An 18722-nucleotide genomic window follows, 5' to 3' on the forward strand; every position below is an offset into this window, starting at 1 on the left:
TGCCATCCGACGCGGCGAAATGTTGGAGCCTGGGGGCTGTCATCTGGGTAGACTCAGGAACTGGTCCTGTCAGCAACCCTCGGAAGAGGTGTTCCATGCGCGTCATCAGCTACAACCTCCGCAAGCACAAGGCAAGCGGTGAACTCCTTGCCCTGGCACGGAACCACGATATTGATGCGCTCTGCCTCCAGGAGGTGGATTCCAGCGACCTCCCGGAAACCCTTGGCCCGCTTCACCTCGCGGACGCCACCAAGGGAAACCGGCTCGGGCTCGCCATCTACTACCGCACCAGCCGATTCACGGCCCTGGACACCCAGTCCTTCGCCTTGAAGAAGTCGATGCATGACCGCGTACTGGCACCGGCCCACGAACGGCTCATCGGAACCCGCGTGATGGACAACGAGACCCAGCACGAACTGGTGATCGGTTCCTTCCACGCCGCACCCCTGACCGCCTCCAACTCGCTGCGGCGGAAGCAGATCCACGCCGCCCACGCCGAGCTCCTCAGCATGGGCAAGGGCCTGATGACGCTGATGGTGGGGGATTTCAACTACCCGTTCTTCACCAAGAACCTGCACGTGCACATGAAGAACTCTGGGTATGCCCTCTCGCTGAGCAACCGGCGCACGTACACCCGCTACAAGGTGTTCAAGGGCCACTTCGACTTCGCAACGTCGCTGGGGCTCGACATCACGAGCGTGGAGACCCTCCCGCGCGGCAACTCGGACCACCTGCCCATCCTGGTCCACGCCGAATACGGCCCGGACTACTGACGGGCGTCCACGGCTAAGCGCCGGAAACGAGCCGCTCCCGCAGGTCCGGCCACGCGGCCGCGAAACCGGGATGCAACTCCTTGCTTTCCACGTCACGCCAGCGGAATCCACAGCAGTTCAAGGCTCTCCGGATCGCTGATGACCGGATCAAACGGCTCCGTCACCAGTACCACCACCGTGGTGTAGGACCAGTAGTCCAGGTCCAGCACCGAGGTGAAGAGCACGTCAACGTTCTCCGGCGGCACGGCGGCCTCCTCATAGGCCTCACGCAATGCGCCCACAACGGCGTCCTCGCCTTCATGGAGCGCCCCGCCGGGCAGTCCCCAGGTTCCCCCGTTGTGGCTCCAGATGGCGCGGTGCTGCAGGAGCACACCCTTGGCGGGATCGTAGGCGAGCACCCCGGCAGCGCCGAACCTGCCCCAGTACCTGCCGTGTTCCCCGTCCACCCAGGCGTCACCGGGATCGCGCGGGCCGGTACGGACAGGCGGTGTGGAGGACGGCGTTGAAGCCAGCGAGTGATCCATCGCTCCAGTCTGACAGGTGGACCGGAAGCGGCGCATCTACTGCGCGGCGCTAGTGCCCGTTGCCGCGTTCGACGGCGAAATCACCGCCGGGGTACATGATGGTTTCGTGGCCGTCGTCAAAGCGGACCAGGTAGGGCGGCGTTCCGCCCTGCCCGCGCACTTCCAGAATTACGCCGTGCCGGTCTGTCGACCCGACGTTCCTTCCGTGAACGATGATCCTGTCACCCTGTGCAGCCTCCATGGCTATCACCTCCAGCCCCAGATTACGACTGCCCGCCATGAGGAACAATGCCAAAAAAGTTGCCGGCGGAACCGGGCCGGCATGGCAGGATTTCCCCATGCCGCTTAACCTTCTGCTGGTCGCCGATACCCACGTGCCCAAGCGCGCCAAGGCACTCCCCGCGCAGTTGCGGGCCGCCGTCGAAAGCGCTGATGTGGTGTTCCACGCCGGCGACTGGGTGACGGCGGAACTGCTGGACCAGCTGGAGCACCGCAGCAGCCGCCTGATTGGTGTCTACGGCAATAACGACGGTCCTGACCTGCGCGCCCGGTTGCCTGAAACGGCCACCGCCACACTTGAGGGTGTCCGGTTCGCCATGGCGCACGAAACCGGACAGGCGAAGGGCCGGGAAGCGCGGTGCGAGGCGCTTTACCCGGACGCCGACGTGCTGGTCTTCGGGCACAGCCACATCCCGTGGGACACCACCTCCCCGGGAGGACTGCGGCTGCTGAACCCGGGCTCCCCCACGGACCGGCGCCGCCAGCCTGCCTGCACGTACATGACAGCGGTAGTGGACTCGGGAACCATCAGTGATGTCAGGCTGGTGGAGGTCCGCCCGGACTCGAAACGCCACTGAACCAGTACTGAAAAGCGGGTTGGCAGGGACAGGCCGATGTGCCTAGGCTTGGAACGGTAAGCATGCTTAGTTTTACCGTGTTCCACCCCTACCCAACAGGAGGACCACCATGACAGACCAGTACACCTTCCGCGACCCCGTGACCGCCTACGGAAAAATCTCTCCCCCCGAGCAGCACCAGCCCGAGCCCGGCCTGGACGCTGAGCTGGAGCCCAAAGCGGACCTCGGCGAGAACACCTACCGCGGGACCGGCCGGCTGGAAGGCAGGAAGGCCATCGTGACCGGCGCGGACTCCGGGATCGGGGCGGCCACCGCCATCGCCTTCGCCCGGGAGGGGGCCGACGTCGTCCTGTCCTACCTGCCGGAGGAGGAAGAGGACGCAGCCCGCATCGCCGGACTGATCGAGGCCGCCGGCCGCAAGGCCGTCAAGGTCCCCGGAGACCTGAAGGACCCCAACGTCTGCCGCGAGGTGGTTGACACCGCGGTGGCCGTGCTCGGCGGCGTAGACATCCTGGTGAACAACGCCGGCAAGCAGGTGGCGCAGGAGGAGCTGACCGCCATCACGGACGAGCAGTTCGACCACACCCTGAAGACCAATGTGTACGCGATGTTCTGGCTGACCAAGGCTGCCCTCCCGCACATGCCCGCAGGATCAACCATCATCAACACCACGTCCATCCAGGCTTACAACCCGTCCCCCACGCTGCTGGACTACGCCACCACAAAGGGCAGCATCAACAACTTCACCAAGGGGCTGGCCCAGCAGCTCGCGCCGAAGGGCATCCGCGTCAACGCCGTAGCGCCGGGACCCATCTGGACGCCGCTGCAGGTCAGCAGCGGCCAGCCCAAGGAGGACCTGCCGGAGTTCGGCCAGTCCACTCCCCTGGGCCGGGCGGGACAGCCGGCGGAGCTCGCCCCGGCGTATGTTTTCCTGGCATCGCCGGAGTCCAGCTACGTCATCGGGGAAACGCTGAACGTCAACGGCGGCAGCCCCTCGCCGTAGCGTTGAGCTACAGCATGTGAGTCCGACGGCGGTACCTTTGCGCAATTGCGCAGGGCGCCGCCGTCGGCTCTTAAGCGTTGGCCTTACTGTTCGTCCTTGCCCGCCAGCAGCTCGTCGGTAGCGGCATCCGGCTGCCCATCGAAGAACTGGGCCAGGACGGTTTTGAAGACGGTCTCCCCGGGAGCTGCGCGGAGGAAAAGCGTCATGGACGACTGCAGCTTCCGGGCGTCGATTCCGCCGAGGATGTCCTCCGCCGGGCGGCCTTTGTGGTTGGTGACGGCAAGTGCGCAGTCAAGCAGCCTGGGGCCCAGCACGGGATGGTCCAGGTAGTCCCGGGCTTCGGCAAGGGAGCTGATGGCGTACCGCCGCGACATGTCACTCTGGCCCAGGCCGGCGATCTGCGGGAAGATGAACCACATCCAGTGGCCGGATTTCCTTCCCAGCTGCAGTTCCGCCAGGGCCTGGTCATAGGTTCCGCCGCTGTCCTGCGCGGCAACAAAGCGGTCCAGGTTATAGGGATCGTTCATGGGGGTCTCCTTGTGGTGGGGCTTCGGGGGCAGGTTGCTGTGCGAGGTAGGCGGCGGCGCTGACCAGCCGGCTGTCGGAGTCCGTCCGCCACCGGGCCAGGACAACATCTGCGCGCTGCCGGTCGCGCCCGCCGAGCCGGGCCAGGAAGGGCGCCACGACGTCGGCCAGCAGGGGTTCGGCCAGTTCGTTCGTGCCGGCAGAGCGCAGGAAGCCCTCAATCCGCGTCAGGTCCGAATGGCGCAGTAGAGACACCTTGGTTTGCAGCAGCACAACGGCGGCAAGCCGGCGCTCGAAGACTGCCTTGGAGCCTGGCCGGGGCTGACCCCACAGGGCGGATGCCAGCTGTACCACGCCGTCGTGATCGAAGTCCTTGTACTTGCGGAGCGCGTCGCGGATGGTTCCCCGGACAGCACCCACTGAGGAGCCGTAGGAGGCCAGCTGCCCGCCCAGCCGGCGCTCGACGTCGTCCGCACGGTACCAGGCACCCTCGTTCTGCAGCGTGCGGTCAACGAAGGCGGCGGCAGCCGTCACGTGGTCCACGCCGATGCTCATTGACCGCGGCCTGCCGATGCGTGCCGGATGCAGAACGGAGTCCACGGCCGCGCCTCCAGCCTGCCTTCGGCGATAGCTTCCCCGCAGACGGCGCAGGTCCCATAAGTGCCGGCGGCGATCCTGGCCAGGGCCGCCTCCACTTCTCCGAGCCCAGCACTGCTCTGCTTTAGCAGGGCGGACGCCTGGGACAGCTCGAAGGCGATGGTGGAGCCCTCCGGATCGTGTTCGTCATCCACGTTGGAGTCCTGGCGCGCTGAATTTGCGGAGGCGATGTCCGCACGGAGGGCCGGCAGGAGGGCAACCTTCCGCTCCCGTTCCTCCTCAAGCAGGATCCGAAACCGTTCGTAGTCGGGCATGGGAAAAGCCTACGCGGGGTCAGTACCAGTTCCTCGCCACCGGTGGTTCCAGGCGGCGCACGGCGAGCCGTCATTGACGGCCAGCGTTTCTCGTTATGGCTCGGAGAAACATCCGCCTTCCGCACGCCAGGCGCGCATGCCGCGCCCTAGAGGTGCTGCCCGAACCACGCGAGGGTATCGTTCCACGCCGCCGTAGCCTGGGCTTCGTTGTAGCGGTCGCCCGTGTCGTTGTGGAAGGCATGGTCAACGCCGGGGTAGACGGTGAGCTGATGGACAACATCAGTGGCTGCGAGCGCATCCTTGAGAGCAGGCATCGCGCCCGTGATGCGCTGGTCAAGTTCGGCATATACCCCGAAAACGGCGGCCTTGATGCCGGGCACCTTGCCCAGGTCAGGGGCTGGCCCATAAAACGCCGAGGTGGCTTTTAACCCGTCCAGCTCGGTGGCCGCCTGCCACGTGATGCCGCCGCCGAAGCAGTAGCCGGTCATGGCGATGCGCCCGCCGTCCACGAAGTCCTGGGCTTTGAGATACTCCAGTGCGGCTGCGAAGTCGGCAACGTGGCGCTGGGCGCCGGCCTGGGTGAGGGCACCGGGAACAGCGTCGCGGTCCATGTTCGCAGTCCCGCCCTCCCGGCTGAGCAGGTCAAGGGCGAGGGCCGCGTAGCCAGCTTTCGCGAAGCGGCGTGCTACGTCTTCGATATGGGGTGTCAGGCCGCGGTTCTCATGGCAGATCAGCACGGCAGGGCTGCGCCCTTCCCGCTCTGGCCTGGCCAAATAGGCGCTGACTGAGGTTCCGCCGGACGGAAACTGTACGGTCGCCGTCGTCATCCCTGGCGCACCCTCGGGTACGGAAAGCGGGCTCTTCGCCCCGGGCACTGCACCGGAACCGGCAGTCCCCGCGGCCGGGGAAGTTGAAGGCTCCGGGGCGGGCATGGGGTCGGTGCTCCGCGGTACCTCACTGGGCGTGCAGCCCACCAGCAGCATCGCCGCCGCAGCCGCCGCCATGCTGCCGGTGATGAAGGCAACCCGCCGGGTGAAGGTGCGCTGGCTCAGCGCCCCGGCACGGTAGTCGTCAAAAAATTCCTCGATCAGGTATTTCTCATACTTGCCTAGCTGGGTCACTGCGCCTCCTCGCCGGTGCCGAACATCCTCCTCCCTCCGGTCCCTCCGGGCAAGGGTTATACGGTCACTTTTCGGATCCCTTTATCAGTTTGTGACAAACACCACGCCGGGTTGCGCGGCGCGCCTATCTCGCGAGGTCAGGCGGATGTGGCAAATGAATCTATTCCTTTGCCAAATGCGATAGGAGCACCTCGTATGTTACCCAAACGTGACAATAGGTCCCGAATCGGGCTATGGTCTTCTGGTGTCCCTCTCAGACGGGACATTCCCGTCAGTATGCCGAGCCCTGCCACTGACCCGGGATTCAATCGTTTCCAGCTGGCAGGGACGGGGGAACCAAGTTTCCGCGGCCTCATTCGAGGCCTTGGGGTTAAGTCGATAGCGCCTCTGTTCCGTTCGGAGTCGCTGCCGGCCGGGTATCTCCAACCCGAACCCGACAGCTCACCCCGCAGGCATGGGAGAGGCGATCAACCGTGTCAAAAAATTCCACCACAGCCCGTCACCGCGCGACTCCGGCCCGCTCAATCGCGCTCCAGGGCTTGGCTGTCTCAGCCAAGTCACTTGGCCGCCCGGCGCTCGCCGTAGCCGCAGCTTCCGGCATTGCCTTCGGTGTGGGCGCCCCGGCCCACGCAGGCGTCACCGGTCCGGACACCACTGAGACCACCAACACCCAGGCTTATGCAGCGCCGGCCGCTGCAGTGGCCGCCCCCGCAGCAGCAGCTGCAGCCAACGTGCACACTGTCGTCTCCGGCGACACCCTGGGCGCCATCTCGGCCGCCAACAGTGTGGCCCTGAATGACGTTCTGTCCGCCAACGGTCTGTCGATCGACACGATCATCTTCCCCGGCGACCAGATCCAGATCCCCGGCGCCGGCGCCGGCGCCGTTGCAGCTGCTCCGGCTCCCGCCAAGGCTGCTGCTCCGGCTCCCGTCAAGGCTGCTGCTGCTCCCGCTAACACCGGAATGAACATCTCCTACGCCTCCACGACGCCTGCTCCGGCTCCGGCAGCACCCGCTCCGGCACCGGCAGCCGCCGGCACCGGCACCGGCGCAGCCATCCTGGCGGCCGCGTACGGCCAGCTGGGCGTCCAGCAGGACTGCACCGCCATGGTGGAGAAGGCTCTCCGCTCGGTGGGCAAGGGCGTTGGCGACCTCGCCCCGGGCCAGTTCTACCAGTACGGCTCCACTGTGGGCACCCCCGCTCCCGGTGACCTGGTGATCACCGCCGGCCACGTGGGCGTCTTCGCCGGCAACGGCCAGGTTGTCAGCGGCGGCGTGGACGGTTTCAAGACCGAGGTCCACTCCATCAGCTGGCTCAGCGGCGCTTCCTTCGTCCGCGTAGCGTAGTCACACCACCCGAACAGGGGCGGCAGACGGGATTGTTCCCGGCTGCCGCCCCTGTTTTGTTGCCCGGCCTCCGGCAGCCGGGCCTCCCGGCAGCCTGCCCGCAGGTGCCGTGACTGCTTAGGCCGTGGCTGCTTAGGTGCCGCAGAAGGTCTGGTAGCTGCCGAAGTCCTCCGGCGCTCCTTCGGCGTAGCGTTCGAGCCCCGGCCGCTCGTGGAAGGGGCTACGGACCACGTCGAGGAGTTGGGTGAAGGGATCAAGGTCTCCCTCCGTTGCTGCGGCGAGCGCTTCCTCCACCAGGTGGTTGCGCGGTATGTAGGCGGGGTTGACCCGGTCCATCATGCCGGCGTCGGGGTGCAGGGCACGCCACCGCTGCGCCCATGCGTCGAAGGCAGCCAGGTCCAGGACCATCCCCCTGGCAGGGCGTTCATTTCCCCTTGCCGCGTGGGCCAGGTTCCGGAAGAAGGACGTGTAATCGATTGGTCCATCCTTCAGGAGGGCCACGAGCCCGTCCACCACTTCCGAGGCTTCTTCAGCCTCAGGGGTTTCCGGTGGTGCTGCTGCCAAACCGAGTTTGGTTTTCATGCCGGAGAACCAGGCGTCACTGTATTGGCGGCGGAACCTGCCGAGTGCCTCCACGGCAGGGGCCACGGCCTGTTCCTGGTCCTCGTTAAAGAGCGGCAGCATGGCCTCGGCGAGTCGGGCCAGGTTCCATTCGGCAATGACCGGCTGGTTGGCGTACGCATAGCGCCCGCCGACGTCAATGGAGCTGTAGACCGCGGCAGGATTAAAGGCGTCCATAAAGGCGCAGGGCCCATAGTCGATGGTTTCTCCGGAGATGGTCATGTTGTCCGTGTTCATAACGCCGTGAACGAATCCCACCAGCATCCACTGCGCCACCAGCGATGCCTGGGCGGCCACCACCCTTTCGAAAAGCTCGAGGTAGGGGTTTTCTGCCTTGGCGGCATCGGGGTAGTGCCGGCTGATGGCATGGTCCGCCAGACGGCGCAGGAGGTCCAGGTTTTCGGTGGCCCTCGCGTACTGGAAGCTGCCCACCCGCAGGTGGCTGCTGGCCACCCTTGTCAGCACGGCCCCGGGAAGCATCGTGTCGCGGCGGACCGGGCGGCCGGTGCCCACCACCGCAAGGGAACGGGTCGAGGGGATGCCGAGGGCGTGCATCGCCTCACTGACGAGGTACTCCCGCAGCATGGGTCCGACGACGGCACGGCCGTCCCCGGCGCGGGCGAACGGCGTGCGGCCCGAACCTTTCAGGTGGACGTCCCGGAGCCTGCCCTCCGCGTCGGTCACCTCGCCAAGTAGAAGGGCGCGCCCGTCGCCCAAGAGCGGGGAGTAGCCGCCGAACTGGTGGCCGGCATACGCCTGCGCCACCGGCGTCGATCCTTCCGGAACGTGATTGCCCAGGAGGAGCCGTACGCCCTCAGGGGACCGGAGGTATTCCGGATCAAGCCCTAACTCCCTTGCCAGCCCGTCATTGAGGATGAGCAGCTTCGGCTCGGGGGCTTCCTCTGCCTGCCAGGGAACAGCGAGCTCGGACAGTTCCCTGGCGAAGCGTCCGTCAAAGGTGACAGTTGATTCTGCAGCAGCTGTCATGTGTTAAGCCTTTCCACTTGCTTCTTTTTCAGGTTGACCCTGGTTCGTTCTCCGGTTGATCAGCCACGTGACGAACCAGAGCACAACGCCGATGGCCATCAGGCCGCCGGCAATCTGGTACTGGATGACATTCCGGCCCACCCAGGGCCCGGCCAGGAAAGCGCACAGCAGAGCGGCCACCACGGGCAGCTGCCCCGGGGAGGTGAAGAACACCTTGCGGTTGGGGTCCCGCTTGCGCCGCAGCACCACGCACGCCACGTTCACTACAGTGAACACGCACAGCAGCAGGAAGGCCGTGGTGCCCGAGAGGTTGGCCACGATGTTGCTTTCCGGATCGCTGGTCACGTACAGGATGAGTCCCAGTGCCAGGACGGTTGAGAAGACGATGCCGGCCCACGGTGTGCGGCGGACAAGCAGGACTTTCCCGAGGGCATGTGGCAGGACGCGCTGGCGCGCCATGCCGTAAATGAGGCGGCTGGCCATCAGCATGTTGATCAGCGCCGTATTGGCCACGGCAAAGACCGCGAGGAACGGGAAGATCCTGTCGATCGGGAAATCGGGTGAGCCTTTGTGGACCACTTCAAGGAGGGCTGCACCCTCGGCTTCCCGGATGTTCTCCAGTTCCGTGGGAGTCAGCACGCTGACCACGGAGACCGCGACCAGCATGTACAGGAGCACGGCTATTCCGAGGCCGGTCAGCATGGTGCGCGGGAAGATCCTTTCCGGATTCCTGGTCTCTTCAACCATGTTCACGGAATCCTCAAAGCCCACCATGGCGAAGAACGCGATGGAGGTGGCTGCGGTGACCGCAAGGAACATCCCCTTGTCCTGGTAGTCGTTGAAGACGAAGATCTCGCCGGGGTTCCCCGTCCCCTGGGACATCACAAAGAAGCCGACGCCGATCACGATGCACAGCGCGATCATCTCCACCAGGGTGAGCACCACATTGAACTTCACGCTCTCCCCCACGCCGCGGAGGTTGATGGCAGCGAGGAGCAGCATAAAGCCCATTGCTACCGCGGTGATGACACCCTGCCCGGGAAGTCCCATCCATCCGTTGATCTCGAACCCTCCAAACAGGTTCTGGGCGAGGACATTCGCTGAGGTGGAGGCGCTGGTGATGCCTGAACACACCACGGCAAAGGCCACCAGGAAGGTGACGAAGTGGATGCCGAACGCCTTGTGCGTATAGAGGGCGGCACCGGCAGCCTGCGGATACTGCGTGACCAGCTCCAGGTAGGAGAAGGCTGTCAGGGTGGCCACCACGAAGGCCAGCAGGAACGGCAGCCACACGATGCCGCCCACGGTTCCTGCCATGGTTCCCGTGACTGCATAGACGCCCGCACCCAGGATGTCGCCCACAATGAAGAGCAGGAGGAGCTTGGGGCCAAGGACCCGCTTGAGTTCGGGTTCCCTTCCTTCAGGAGTAGCGTCGAAGACTTCTTCGGAAGTTTTGCTCATTGTCGACCTCCACAACACAGTGGGCGGGTAGGCCCGGGGTGCCTACCGGATAATTCACTCTCTACCTCATGGTTGGGTTTGGCAATAATCAGTCCCGCCCCCCGCCCCTCGTCAGGGTGGGGTCTTGGTGACACCGCCGCCGCTTGGGAAAGGCAATCCGTTGCAGGTCGTGGGCGGTGATGACCTTTGCCCGTGCGGCACGGGCGCCGGCCTGCGCACCCAACCCGCTGACGTCGTCGTACCGTGCCGAAAAGTGCGTCAGCACGAGGGTGTTTACCTCGCCGCCGGCGGCCAGCGCTCCTGCCTGCCCGGCTGTCAGGTGACGGTACTGGGTGGCGAGCGCGGCGTCGTCGTCGCTGAAGGTGGACTCCGCGACAAGGAGGTCGACGCCGTCCGCCAGGTCCTCCGCGCCCCTGCAGGGAGCGGTGTCCATAACGAAGGCGAAGCGCTGCCCCGGCCGGGCGACGCTGACGTCGTTAATATGGACGCCGGCCAGGGTGGTTTCGCGCTGGAGGCGTCCGACGTCGGCCCCCGTGATCCCCGCTGCGGCAAGGCGGTCGGGCAGCAGGGTGCGGCGATCCGGTTCGACCAGCCGGTAGCCGTAGGTCTCGATGCGGTGCTTCAGCGGCCGGACCTCCAGGCCTTCTGCCACAGTCCCGCTCCCGCCGTGCGGGTGAAGCCGCAGGTCTATCCCCGGCGAGCTGATGGACACCAGGGCGCGGACCACCTCCGCGCCGGACGCCGGGTAGTGCAGGTGGACGGGGTGGGCCACACCGTCCAGCGCCATGCGCGACAGCACGCCGGGCAGGCCGAAACAGTGGTCTCCGTGGACGTGGGTGAGGCAGATGCGCGTGATCTGGGTTGCCGAGACGCCTGCAAGGATCATCTGGCGCTGGGTACCCTCGCCGGGGTCGAAAAGCAGCCCCTGGCCGTCCCAGCGAAGCAGGTAGCCGTTGTGGTTGCGGGTCCGGGTGGGAACCTGGGAGGCGGTGCCCAGGACGACGAGTTCTCGCATGGTTCTAGTGGGACCAAAAAGCAGGTTCCGGAATGATCCGGGACCTGCTTGATGGTTGAGTTCAGTGTGACGGGTCAGCGCCGCTTGAGCATGCCCATGATTTTGCTGGCCATGCCGCCGGTGCCCGGCCGGCCGCCCATGGCGCCTGTGGTGTGGGGCGTCCGCCCTGCGGCGTTCATTCCGGTGCCGCGGACTGTTCCGCCGGTGCCGGACCTGCCTGCGAATCGTCCAGCGGCATTCCTGATCATGCTTCCCAAGTTCATGTGAAACTCCTTCAGTTTTGATCCTGCCAACCGATATTCATCAGCCTGCTTATCATTTTAGCGTAGTTTAGATTTTCGGCTAGGGCAGGAGCCCCGCCATCTTCCTCCGCCGGCATTGGGTACTAGCGCTCCATGTCATCCGGGTCGAATTCGCTGAGGGGCGAGCCGCCGAAGTTTTCCTGGTCATCGCTGGCGTCCGCTTCCGGGCCTGTGGGGTCTTCGCCGAAGTCCACATCGGCAACTGCCTCGCCCAGGGTCGGTGTGCTTGCCGGGAGTTCATCCCCGGCCCCGTCGCGGGTCGCCTTCATGTCATCGCGCAGGGTCTGGTCGCTGAGGAAATCCTCCTCCTCGCCGGAAACTTCGTCCTGCAGCAGCGGATCCTCCTGCCAGCGGTCCGGATTGTTCTCCGCGGCGCCGGGGTAGCTGTCAGGCTGGCCGCCCATAACGGGGTCCAACTCAAGGGAAGAAGCCGCACCGGGGGTCTCGTCAAGGAGCACATCGTTCTCCTCGACGATTTCAAGTTCGTCGTCAGGCAGGTTCTGTTCCGTCATGGTGATGCCTTTCTCTTCAGCGGCTTGCGGATAATAGTAAGCATACTGACGAATGGGCCGTGGTGTGAACTCCTGCCTCATTGCAGGAGCCACGATCCGTCCTGCGGCGGCTCAGGCTTATGGCGCAGTTTGCGGATCAGGACAAGGAAGGGCCAGGCCAGTAGTTGCAGCAGTCCGGCCGTGAGTAACAAACCGACCACCAGAACAAGAACAGGCGAGTACAGCAGGAAAACACCAACTCCGGCGGCAATGTAGCCGGCAATCAGCGCTAGAACGGCCCCAGGGTCCACGGGGACTCCTCTTTGGTTTTGTTAAGTCATGGGTTTTGTGATGAGTGCTGCGCGGCAGGCCGGAGCACGGCGGTTGGCGGAGACCTTGCCCGTTACATGCGGCTCACACCTTAAGGGGCACCGAACCGCGGAAAACCGGCAGTCAGAGGGTTCGAGCAACCGCTAAGCATCACTTCCGGAACGCTGGGGATATCCACACCCAGTCTGCAATGGTGGCCGCACACTTCCTAACGGTGACCCAAGCGTACTCTCCTCCCAGCAGGCGGGGAAGAAGCGGCGCAGGGCCGGGCAGCAGGGGTACTCAACCCCTCCGGGGCACCCTGATGCCGGCGCAAATTGGGTATCGACAAGCCGTCCCATCGGGAGCACACTATCCCTACGCTGGGCGGCCTCCCCGCGGACTCCGGCAGTTCGCGGGTATCAAAGTAAACAGGCGCCGCTATGACTGGACATCCCGCAAAGAGGCGGGACAGGGCAGCTCCCAGCGGCCGGCAATAAGGGCACCTCGATGAAAAAACTACTGACTTTGCTGGCTTCCATGATTCTGGTCCTGACCCTCGGCGCTTTGGCCAGAGTTGACGGATTTGATCGCGGACTGATCAGCGTTACCTTCGACGACGGCTGGACCAGTCAACATCAAAACGCACTGCCGATCCTGGAGAGGTACGGGATTCCGGCCACCATGTACATCATCTCGGGAGCCATCAACGATCAGCCCGAGTACATGACGCAGGAGCAGATTCAGGACTTCGCGGGCCGGGGCGATGAGATCGCATCACACACGGTCACGCACCCGCACCTCCGCGAGCTCTCCCCCGGGCAGCTCAATTCTGAGCTCACGGAAAGCCAGGCCACGCTGCGGCAGATGTTCGGCCCGTCGGCCGCCACCAGTTTCGCTTCCCCCTACGCCGAATACAACGATGCCACGTTGGCGGCGATCCGACAGGTGTACTCCAACCACCGCGCCTACGACGACGACGGAACTGACAGCTCTGGTATCAACACGCGGACCAGCTACAACGCCTACAACCTAAAGGTGAAATTCGTGGAATCCACCACCACCACGGCCACCGTCCAGGGCTGGATCGAGACGGCCAAAGCCGCTAACGCCTGGCTGATTCTCTCCTACCACGAGGTAGGCGCGAACATTGGCGGCGGCGCCTACACCACAGACACCGCCGTACTCGACGCTGACATGAAAGCCGTCAGGGACAGCGGCCTTCAGGTGGTCACGGTAGCCCAAGGTGCAGCCGAAGTGCTGTCACAAACAGCAGGGCGCTAACAGGGACTTCCTACCGCAGACGCCCCGAGACAAGTAGGCGGCACAGCATCATGAAAAAAACAGCTTCAGTAATAATGCTCATCCTGGGAATCCTCATTTCGCTCCTTGGCTTGACGGCCCTGGCCGGAGGAGCCGTAACGTCTGTGGTTGGCTCCGCCCAAGGCGACGGCTACCTGACGTCAGGCACGGCCCGCTTTTCCGTTGGGTCGCACGCTCTGACCACGCCCCGGCTTGACGCCGTCGGCGAGGGCATTCCGCCACGCCTGCCCTTCGACGTCGGCACGCTCAGGCTGCGGGCCTCCTCGGCGGAAGCCGGCAAGGAGATCTTCATCGGCATCGCTTCCCAGGCCGACGTCGAGCGGTACCTTGCGGGCGTGCACCACTCGGAGCTGCTTGACGTGGACAGCCGGCCCTTCCGCGCGGAGTACCGGGACATTCCGGGCACAACCGCACCGTCGCCGCCGGGAGAACAAACGTTCTGGACCGCATCCGCCTTCGGTGCCGGAGAACAGGAGCTCACATGGGATCTCGCCGCCGGCAGCTGGGCAATTGTCATCATGAACGCCGATGCCAGCCTCGGCGTCGACTCACAGGTGCAGGCCGGGTTCCGGTCCGACCTGATTCGGCCGGCAGCCACGGGGTTGCTCGTGGGCGGAGCCGTTGCACTGGTGATCGGGATTCCTTTGCTCATCCTGGGAGCCGCCGGACTCGGACGGCATGCGGGACCGCCCTCCGGTGGACCCGGCGGGGCACTGCCCGGCACCACGGTGGGAGTTCCGGCAACGCCGGGAGCAGCTCAGCCGCCCCTCCCCCACCCGGCGGAGCCAGCGGACCGGACACCCTACCCTGCACGGCTCTCCGGCGAACTTGACCCCGCCCTGTCGCGCTGGATGTGGCTGGTGAAATGGTTCCTGGCCATTCCGCATTTCATCGTGCTGGCCTTCCTTTGGTTCGCGTTCCTCGTGACTACGATCTTTGCAGGGTTCGCCATCCTGTTTACAGGCCGCTACCCGCGGCGCCTGTTCAATTTCAATGTGGGAGTTCTGCGGTGGAACTGGAGGGTCGCCTTCTACGCCTACGCCGCCGCAGGCACCGATCTCTACCCGCCGTTCACCCTCGGCCGGACGAACTATCCTGCCGACTTCGAAGTGGACTACCCCGAACGGCTCTCCCGCGGGCTGGTCCTGGTCAAATGGTGGCTCCTTGCAATCCCGCATCTGCTCGTCGTTGCCGCGCTCGCCGGTACCACCTGGACCTGGCAAGCGGATACGGGTGATCTGGGGACCACCTACGAACGTGGAACAGGGCTTTCCCTCCTGGGGCTGCTTGTCCTGATTGCCGTGGTGGCATTGCTCTTCACCGGCCGGTACCAGCGCCCGCTGTTCGACCTGATACTCGGGATCAACCGCTGGATATACCGTGTCCTCGCCTACACTTCGCTGATGCGTGACGAGTACCCGCCGTTCCGACTCGATCAGGGCCCCGGGGAACTCCCGCGGCCGGTCCTGGCCCCGCCACATGCGGGGACGCCTCTCCCTGGGCGCGACGCGACGGCAGGGCTATAGGCTGGCTTCCAACTCCAGGCTGTAGCGTGGATCACAGCCTGCAACCATCGGAATTGCGGCGGATGCCGCGGCGACTGAGAGGAAGTCAATATGGCACAGTTCACGGGCAAAGTCGCCATTGTCACCGGAGGCGGGTCCGGCATCGGCGAAGCAATCAGCAAGGAGTTGGCTGCCAAAGGGGCCAGCGTCGTTGTCACTGATATCAACCTTGAGGCGGCGCAACGTGTTGGCCAGGAAATATCCCACCGGGGCGGAACCGCCTCGGCGGTAAGGCAGGATACTGCCAGCAAGCAGGACGCCGAAATGGTCGTCCGCCACGCCGTGGATACATACGGGGCATTGCACTTGGCGGTGAACAACGCCGGCATTGGCGGCAAGCAGGCACCAGCCGGTGAAACGGACCTCGACGAATGGGACAAGGTCATTGGCATCAATCTCAATGGCGTCCTGTACGGGATGCGTTACCAGATCCCCCGCATGCTTGAGGCCGGCGCAGCGGGATGCTCGATTGTGAACATGGCCTCCATCCACGGCACAGTCGCTGCCCTCGGCAACGGTGCCTACACCGCTGCCAAACACGGCGTCGTGGGGATCACCAAGAATGCTGCAGCCGAGTACGGCCCGCAGGGACTGCGGATCAATTCCGTCGGCCCCGGCTACATCCGGACACCGCTCGTCGAAAGCAGTCTCAACCCTGAGGTCCTGCAGGTCCTGGAGGGCAAACACGCCCTCAACCGCCTAGGTACCGCGGAGGAAGTCTCCCACCTCGTTTGCTTCCTGCTGTCAGAAGAAGCGTCCTTTATGACAGGCGGCTACTACCTGGTCGACGGAGGTTACACCGCCGTCTGACGATTTACGCCTACTCCCCGTGGCATGCTCTCGGTGGGCTTGCCGCCACATAGGCTGGTGGGGTGACTCCCGCTCCGTCCCCCACTCCGCTCGACGTCATAATTCATTCGGGGCCGGCCGACTGGTGGGTCATCCTCGCCGGCCTTGGGCCGTTGGCGGTTCTCGTCGCAGCCTTGCTGGCGTTTTACATCAACTGGCGCACGCTCAAGCAACGCACCGCGGCGGACAAGACGGCGTTGGACCAGAAGCGGGAAGCGGACGCCCAGGCGCTACGGCAGAAGACTGAAGCGGACAGCCGTGCCGAATGGTGGCGCCGCACCCAATGGGCGCTGGACCGGGCTTTGGACGAAGATGAGGGTACGAAGGCGTTGGGGCTGGCGACTCTTGAAGTTCTGGCCCGCAGCGACTTGGCACGGACCGAGGAACTCGAATTGTTCGACATTGCCTGGAAGAACGTCTGGGGTGATGACAATGCCGAGGACAACCCGCAGGAAAGCCTTTCGGACCAGAAGTTTGCCTTCGTGGACTCACGTGCCGACATGGGCGACAATGAAACGACGGATGAGGACAAGATTAAGGTGGTTGGAGAATGAGCGCAGCGTCATCTGAACACCGCTTCGTCCCTACTCCCCGTAGCAGTTCGCCTGCCAAACCGGCCCAAAAGAAGACTTCCCCGGCTGAGCATCGCGTCCAAGTAGCAGCCGCCAGGCTGCGTGTCACGCTGGATCAGCGCCTGGGACGCGAAACACCGGCCAGGACCAAGGCGCTCGCCAAGGAACCCATCTAGGTCCCGTCATTCAAGCTAAGGGACGCGATCCGGCGTGGGCTGGAACAGGTGAGTGGTGGCTGCAGTAATTCTGGGATGGAACCCCAACCGGCGGAACGGCTGGGACTACCGCGCCGCCGTCGAGCAGGTTGCGGAGTCCGGCCGGTTCCTGCGGCGCTGGAGCGTCCGCGACAACCGGAACATCCTGACGGGAACTGAGGCTTGGCTCCTGCTGCAGGGAGGCACTGACGCGTGCGCCGGCCTGATCGGCCATGGGGTGGTGCTCTCCGAACCGTATGAGTCCGTTGCTTCCGGGGAGGCTGATGCACCTGATTGCTATGTCAGCGTCGCTTTCGATGCCCTTCTCCCCCTTGGCGAGCAAATACGACCCGACGCCCTCAGCGCAGCCGTCCCTCCGATTCACTGGGGTGACGCACAAGGCCGCTCAAGTCTGGCCGTTCCGCCTGAGGCGGAACAGGATCTTCGCCAGCTGTGGCGGGACCACGGACCGTCGGCGGTGAAGCCTATGCAGCTGGTTTCGGGAACATACCCACCGCACGCTGTCAGTACTGTCGAGGTAAACCGCTACGAGCGGAACCCTGACGCACGGCGCGTGTGCCTGGCCTTCCATGGAACGTCCTGCGCTGCGTGCGGTTTCTCGTTCGAGGCCTCCTACGGTGATATTGGCACCGGTTTCATTGACGTGCACCACGTCGTGCCGCCAGTAATGCTCGGGGACGGGTACCAACTGGACCCGGTTGCTGACCTCATACCGTTATGCCCCAACTGCCACGCCATGGCACATCGCGGCGTGGCGTCGCCGCGAACAGTCTCGGAACTCCGGAGCATCATTTCCGCCGCCGGCCATATGACGGGCGAGGTGGTGAGCGAGCTGGCCCTTGAGGCCCAGGAAGATGCGCGGCGGATCCTTGAAGGGCGCCAGGACTGAAATGCCGGCAGGACCGAAAAGGACGGCGGCGCCAATTACTGTCCGGCTGGTGTGGTCCCGAACATCAGGGTCCGGCGCCGCACGTCGTAGTACACCGTTGCCGAACGCTTCAAGAGGTTTTGGAGAACCTCGGCGTCCTCCGCGTCAAGCGTGAGTACTTCTTCCCATGCGCCTTGGTCAAGGACCAACTGGAGGGTCCAGGTGCCAGGTTTCGCCGCTTCTCCGGCCACCCAGCTGAACTGGTAATGGTTGACTTGGCGGACTTGGATGCTGTCATCGGTTATGGGTTGTTTTGGGTTGGGGCTCATCGTCGCCTCCTGGATTAGTGGTGGGTTGGCCTACTGCACAGCCCAGAACCAATGTAGACCCGCTACCCATGGTGATCCAGACCCTGCCGAAGACCTGGAGGCCGGCCGCCCGCGGTTCCGTAGCACCGGCATCAGGACTACGATTTCAGCACCGTGATCAGCGGAGGTGGGAGCAGACGCAGAGTGAGGAAATGCTGTGGCCGGAGGGACGAGGTTTAGCGGGCCCCATTGGCGGCGAGTGGTTGCGGCCCTCGCCAACAGCGACGCCCGAACGGCCTACGCACAGATTGTGCTCGGAGCAGAGCTTCCCGAGGTGCTTGCCGGGGCCCAGGATCAGCGGCGAAACCGGGCGGTGGTTAGCCTGCTTGAGTCTGGCCTCATCGAACGGAATGCTGCGGACGAACTGGTGGCACCTGAATCGATCTTCCGGGACCTTCTGGCTCAGCAACCGCGGCGCCAGCCGCAGAGCGGAGTGGAGCGTTTTATGCGCCTGGGCAGGATCGAAAGGTATCCAGCCAACATGTCGGAGCGGCGGGAGTTGCTGGCTTGGATCGTCAGCGAAGCGATCGAGCCCGGCGAACACCTTACCGAGAAGCAGGTTAATGAACGGCTCCTCAGTTACACCGAGGACGTTGTGATGCTGCGCCGCTACATGGTGGACTTCGGACTGTTGGAGCGGACTGCCTCGGGCTCGTCCTACTCCCGTAAACTGCGTTAGCCGTCCCAGCGCGCGTATGACCCGGCAGCTATCCCTT

At 64.6% G+C, this 18722-nt stretch carries 23 protein-coding genes, 1 pseudogene and 1 riboswitch; of the genes and pseudogenes, 11 read left to right on the forward strand and 13 right to left on the reverse strand.

Going from position 1 to position 18722, the window contains the following annotated elements:
* Window positions 1–95: 95 nt before the first annotated feature.
* Window positions 96–773, forward strand: coding sequence for an endonuclease/exonuclease/phosphatase family protein (locus tag G6R19_RS07975; protein WP_163163987.1), 678 nt, complete (start codon window positions 96–98; stop codon window positions 771–773).
* Window positions 774–786: 13 nt separating this feature from the next.
* Here G6R19_RS07975 and G6R19_RS07980 read toward each other — a convergent pair.
* Window positions 787–1297 (reverse strand): annotated as a pseudogene (locus G6R19_RS07980) (NUDIX hydrolase).
* 49 nt (window positions 1298–1346) lie between these two features.
* Window positions 1347–1538: a DUF1918 domain-containing protein gene (locus tag G6R19_RS07985; protein WP_163163989.1), complete on the reverse strand. Its 192-nt coding sequence runs from the start codon at window positions 1536–1538 to the stop codon at window positions 1347–1349.
* A 97-nt stretch (window positions 1539–1635) separates the two neighbouring features.
* Here G6R19_RS07985 and G6R19_RS07990 point away from each other — a divergent pair, with 97 nt between their 5' ends.
* Window positions 1636–2154: a metallophosphoesterase gene (locus G6R19_RS07990; protein WP_163163991.1), complete on the forward strand. Its 519-nt coding sequence runs from the start codon at window positions 1636–1638 to the stop codon at window positions 2152–2154.
* Between the two features lie 109 nt (window positions 2155–2263).
* A complete protein-coding gene (locus G6R19_RS07995; RefSeq protein WP_163163993.1) occupies window positions 2264–3157 on the forward strand; it encodes a glucose 1-dehydrogenase in 894 nt (297 codons plus the stop codon).
* Between the two features lie 83 nt (window positions 3158–3240).
* Here the strand turns inward: G6R19_RS07995 and G6R19_RS08000 are convergent, their stop codons facing one another.
* The 4 genes from G6R19_RS08000 to G6R19_RS08015 all read right to left on the reverse strand — a co-directional run bounded on the left by G6R19_RS08000 (window position 3241) and on the right by G6R19_RS08015 (window position 5714).
* A complete protein-coding gene (locus tag G6R19_RS08000) occupies window positions 3241–3684 on the reverse strand; it encodes a DUF1810 domain-containing protein (protein ID WP_163163995.1) in 444 nt (147 codons plus the stop codon).
* Window positions 3668–4237: a DNA alkylation repair protein gene (locus G6R19_RS08005; RefSeq protein WP_163164155.1), complete on the reverse strand. Its 570-nt coding sequence runs from the start codon at window positions 4235–4237 to the stop codon at window positions 3668–3670. The genes G6R19_RS08000 and G6R19_RS08005 overlap by 17 nt, the downstream gene beginning before the upstream one ends.
* Entirely contained in the window at window positions 4234–4593 is a 360-nt protein-coding gene (locus G6R19_RS08010) for a TraR/DksA C4-type zinc finger protein (protein ID WP_163163997.1), read from the reverse strand. Before G6R19_RS08010 ends, G6R19_RS08005 begins: the two co-directional genes overlap by 4 nt.
* Before the next feature lie 146 nt (window positions 4594–4739).
* On the reverse strand, window positions 4740–5714 hold the full coding sequence (locus tag G6R19_RS08015) for a dienelactone hydrolase family protein (RefSeq protein WP_163163999.1): 975 nt from the start codon (window positions 5712–5714) through the stop codon (window positions 4740–4742).
* Between the two features lie 267 nt (window positions 5715–5981).
* A riboswitch (cyclic di-AMP (ydaO/yuaA leader) is annotated at window positions 5982–6184 on the forward strand.
* Between the two features lie 3 nt (window positions 6185–6187).
* Here G6R19_RS08015 and G6R19_RS08020 point away from each other — a divergent pair.
* Window positions 6188–7060, forward strand: a complete 873-nt coding sequence (locus tag G6R19_RS08020) for a LysM domain-containing protein (RefSeq protein ID WP_163164001.1) — start codon at window positions 6188–6190, stop codon at window positions 7058–7060.
* A gap of 132 nt (window positions 7061–7192) precedes the next feature.
* On the opposite strand, the gene G6R19_RS08025 is transcribed toward G6R19_RS08020, so the two are convergent.
* The 6 genes from G6R19_RS08025 to G6R19_RS08050 form a co-directional block, all read right to left on the reverse strand.
* Window positions 7193–8668 (reverse strand): protein adenylyltransferase SelO, encoded by a 1476-nt coding sequence (locus tag G6R19_RS08025; RefSeq protein WP_163164003.1) that lies wholly within the window; start codon window positions 8666–8668, stop codon window positions 7193–7195.
* Between the two features lie 3 nt (window positions 8669–8671).
* On the reverse strand, window positions 8672–10129 hold the full coding sequence (locus G6R19_RS08030; protein ID WP_163164004.1) for an APC family permease: 1458 nt from the start codon (window positions 10127–10129) through the stop codon (window positions 8672–8674).
* 88 nt (window positions 10130–10217) lie between these two features.
* Window positions 10218–11144: a ribonuclease Z gene (locus G6R19_RS08035; protein WP_163164005.1), complete on the reverse strand. Its 927-nt coding sequence runs from the start codon at window positions 11142–11144 to the stop codon at window positions 10218–10220.
* Window positions 11145–11218: 74 nt separating this feature from the next.
* A complete protein-coding gene (locus G6R19_RS08040) occupies window positions 11219–11407 on the reverse strand; it encodes a hypothetical protein (RefSeq protein ID WP_163164006.1) in 189 nt (62 codons plus the stop codon).
* Between the two features lie 122 nt (window positions 11408–11529).
* Window positions 11530–11958: a hypothetical protein gene (locus G6R19_RS08045; RefSeq protein ID WP_163164007.1), complete on the reverse strand. Its 429-nt coding sequence runs from the start codon at window positions 11956–11958 to the stop codon at window positions 11530–11532.
* A 77-nt stretch (window positions 11959–12035) separates the two neighbouring features.
* Window positions 12036–12248 carry a hypothetical protein gene (locus G6R19_RS08050; protein ID WP_163164008.1) on the reverse strand — a complete coding sequence of 71 codons (213 nt, stop codon included), beginning with the start codon at window positions 12246–12248 and terminating at the stop codon, window positions 12036–12038.
* Window positions 12249–12756: 508 nt separating this feature from the next.
* On the opposite strand from G6R19_RS08050, the gene G6R19_RS08055 reads away from it, so the two are divergent.
* The 6 genes from G6R19_RS08055 (at window position 12757) to G6R19_RS08080 (ending at window position 17659) form a co-directional block, all read left to right on the forward strand.
* Entirely contained in the window at window positions 12757–13530 is a 774-nt protein-coding gene (locus tag G6R19_RS08055) for a polysaccharide deacetylase family protein (RefSeq protein ID WP_163164009.1), read from the forward strand.
* 50 nt (window positions 13531–13580) lie between these two features.
* Window positions 13581–15095 (forward strand): DUF4389 domain-containing protein, encoded by a 1515-nt coding sequence (locus G6R19_RS08060; protein ID WP_163164010.1) that lies wholly within the window; start codon window positions 13581–13583, stop codon window positions 15093–15095.
* A gap of 90 nt (window positions 15096–15185) precedes the next feature.
* The gene (locus G6R19_RS08065; protein ID WP_163164011.1) at window positions 15186–15944 is read left to right on the forward strand and encodes a glucose 1-dehydrogenase; all 759 of its coding nucleotides are present in this window, start codon (window positions 15186–15188) and stop codon (window positions 15942–15944) included.
* Window positions 15945–16006: 62 nt separating this feature from the next.
* Window positions 16007–16537, forward strand: coding sequence for a hypothetical protein (locus tag G6R19_RS08070; RefSeq protein WP_163164012.1), 531 nt, complete (start codon window positions 16007–16009; stop codon window positions 16535–16537).
* Entirely contained in the window at window positions 16534–16731 is a 198-nt protein-coding gene (locus G6R19_RS08075) for a hypothetical protein (protein ID WP_163164013.1), read from the forward strand. Before G6R19_RS08070 ends, G6R19_RS08075 begins: the two co-directional genes overlap by 4 nt.
* 55 nt (window positions 16732–16786) lie before the next feature.
* A complete protein-coding gene (locus tag G6R19_RS08080; RefSeq protein WP_163164014.1) occupies window positions 16787–17659 on the forward strand; it encodes an HNH endonuclease in 873 nt (290 codons plus the stop codon).
* A 35-nt stretch (window positions 17660–17694) separates the two neighbouring features.
* Here the strand turns inward: G6R19_RS08080 and G6R19_RS08085 are convergent, their stop codons facing one another.
* Window positions 17695–17967 carry a hypothetical protein gene (locus G6R19_RS08085; protein ID WP_163164015.1) on the reverse strand — a complete coding sequence of 91 codons (273 nt, stop codon included), beginning with the start codon at window positions 17965–17967 and terminating at the stop codon, window positions 17695–17697.
* 238 nt (window positions 17968–18205) lie between these two features.
* Between G6R19_RS08085 and G6R19_RS08090 the strand changes: the two genes are divergently transcribed.
* Window positions 18206–18685 (forward strand): DUF2087 domain-containing protein, encoded by a 480-nt coding sequence (locus tag G6R19_RS08090; protein WP_240341796.1) that lies wholly within the window; start codon window positions 18206–18208, stop codon window positions 18683–18685.
* Window positions 18686–18722: the final 37 nt, after the last annotated feature.

It is taken from the genome of Arthrobacter sp. Alg241-R88, from assembly GCF_900537115.1.
Taxonomy (GTDB): domain Bacteria; phylum Actinomycetota; class Actinomycetes; order Actinomycetales; family Micrococcaceae; genus Arthrobacter.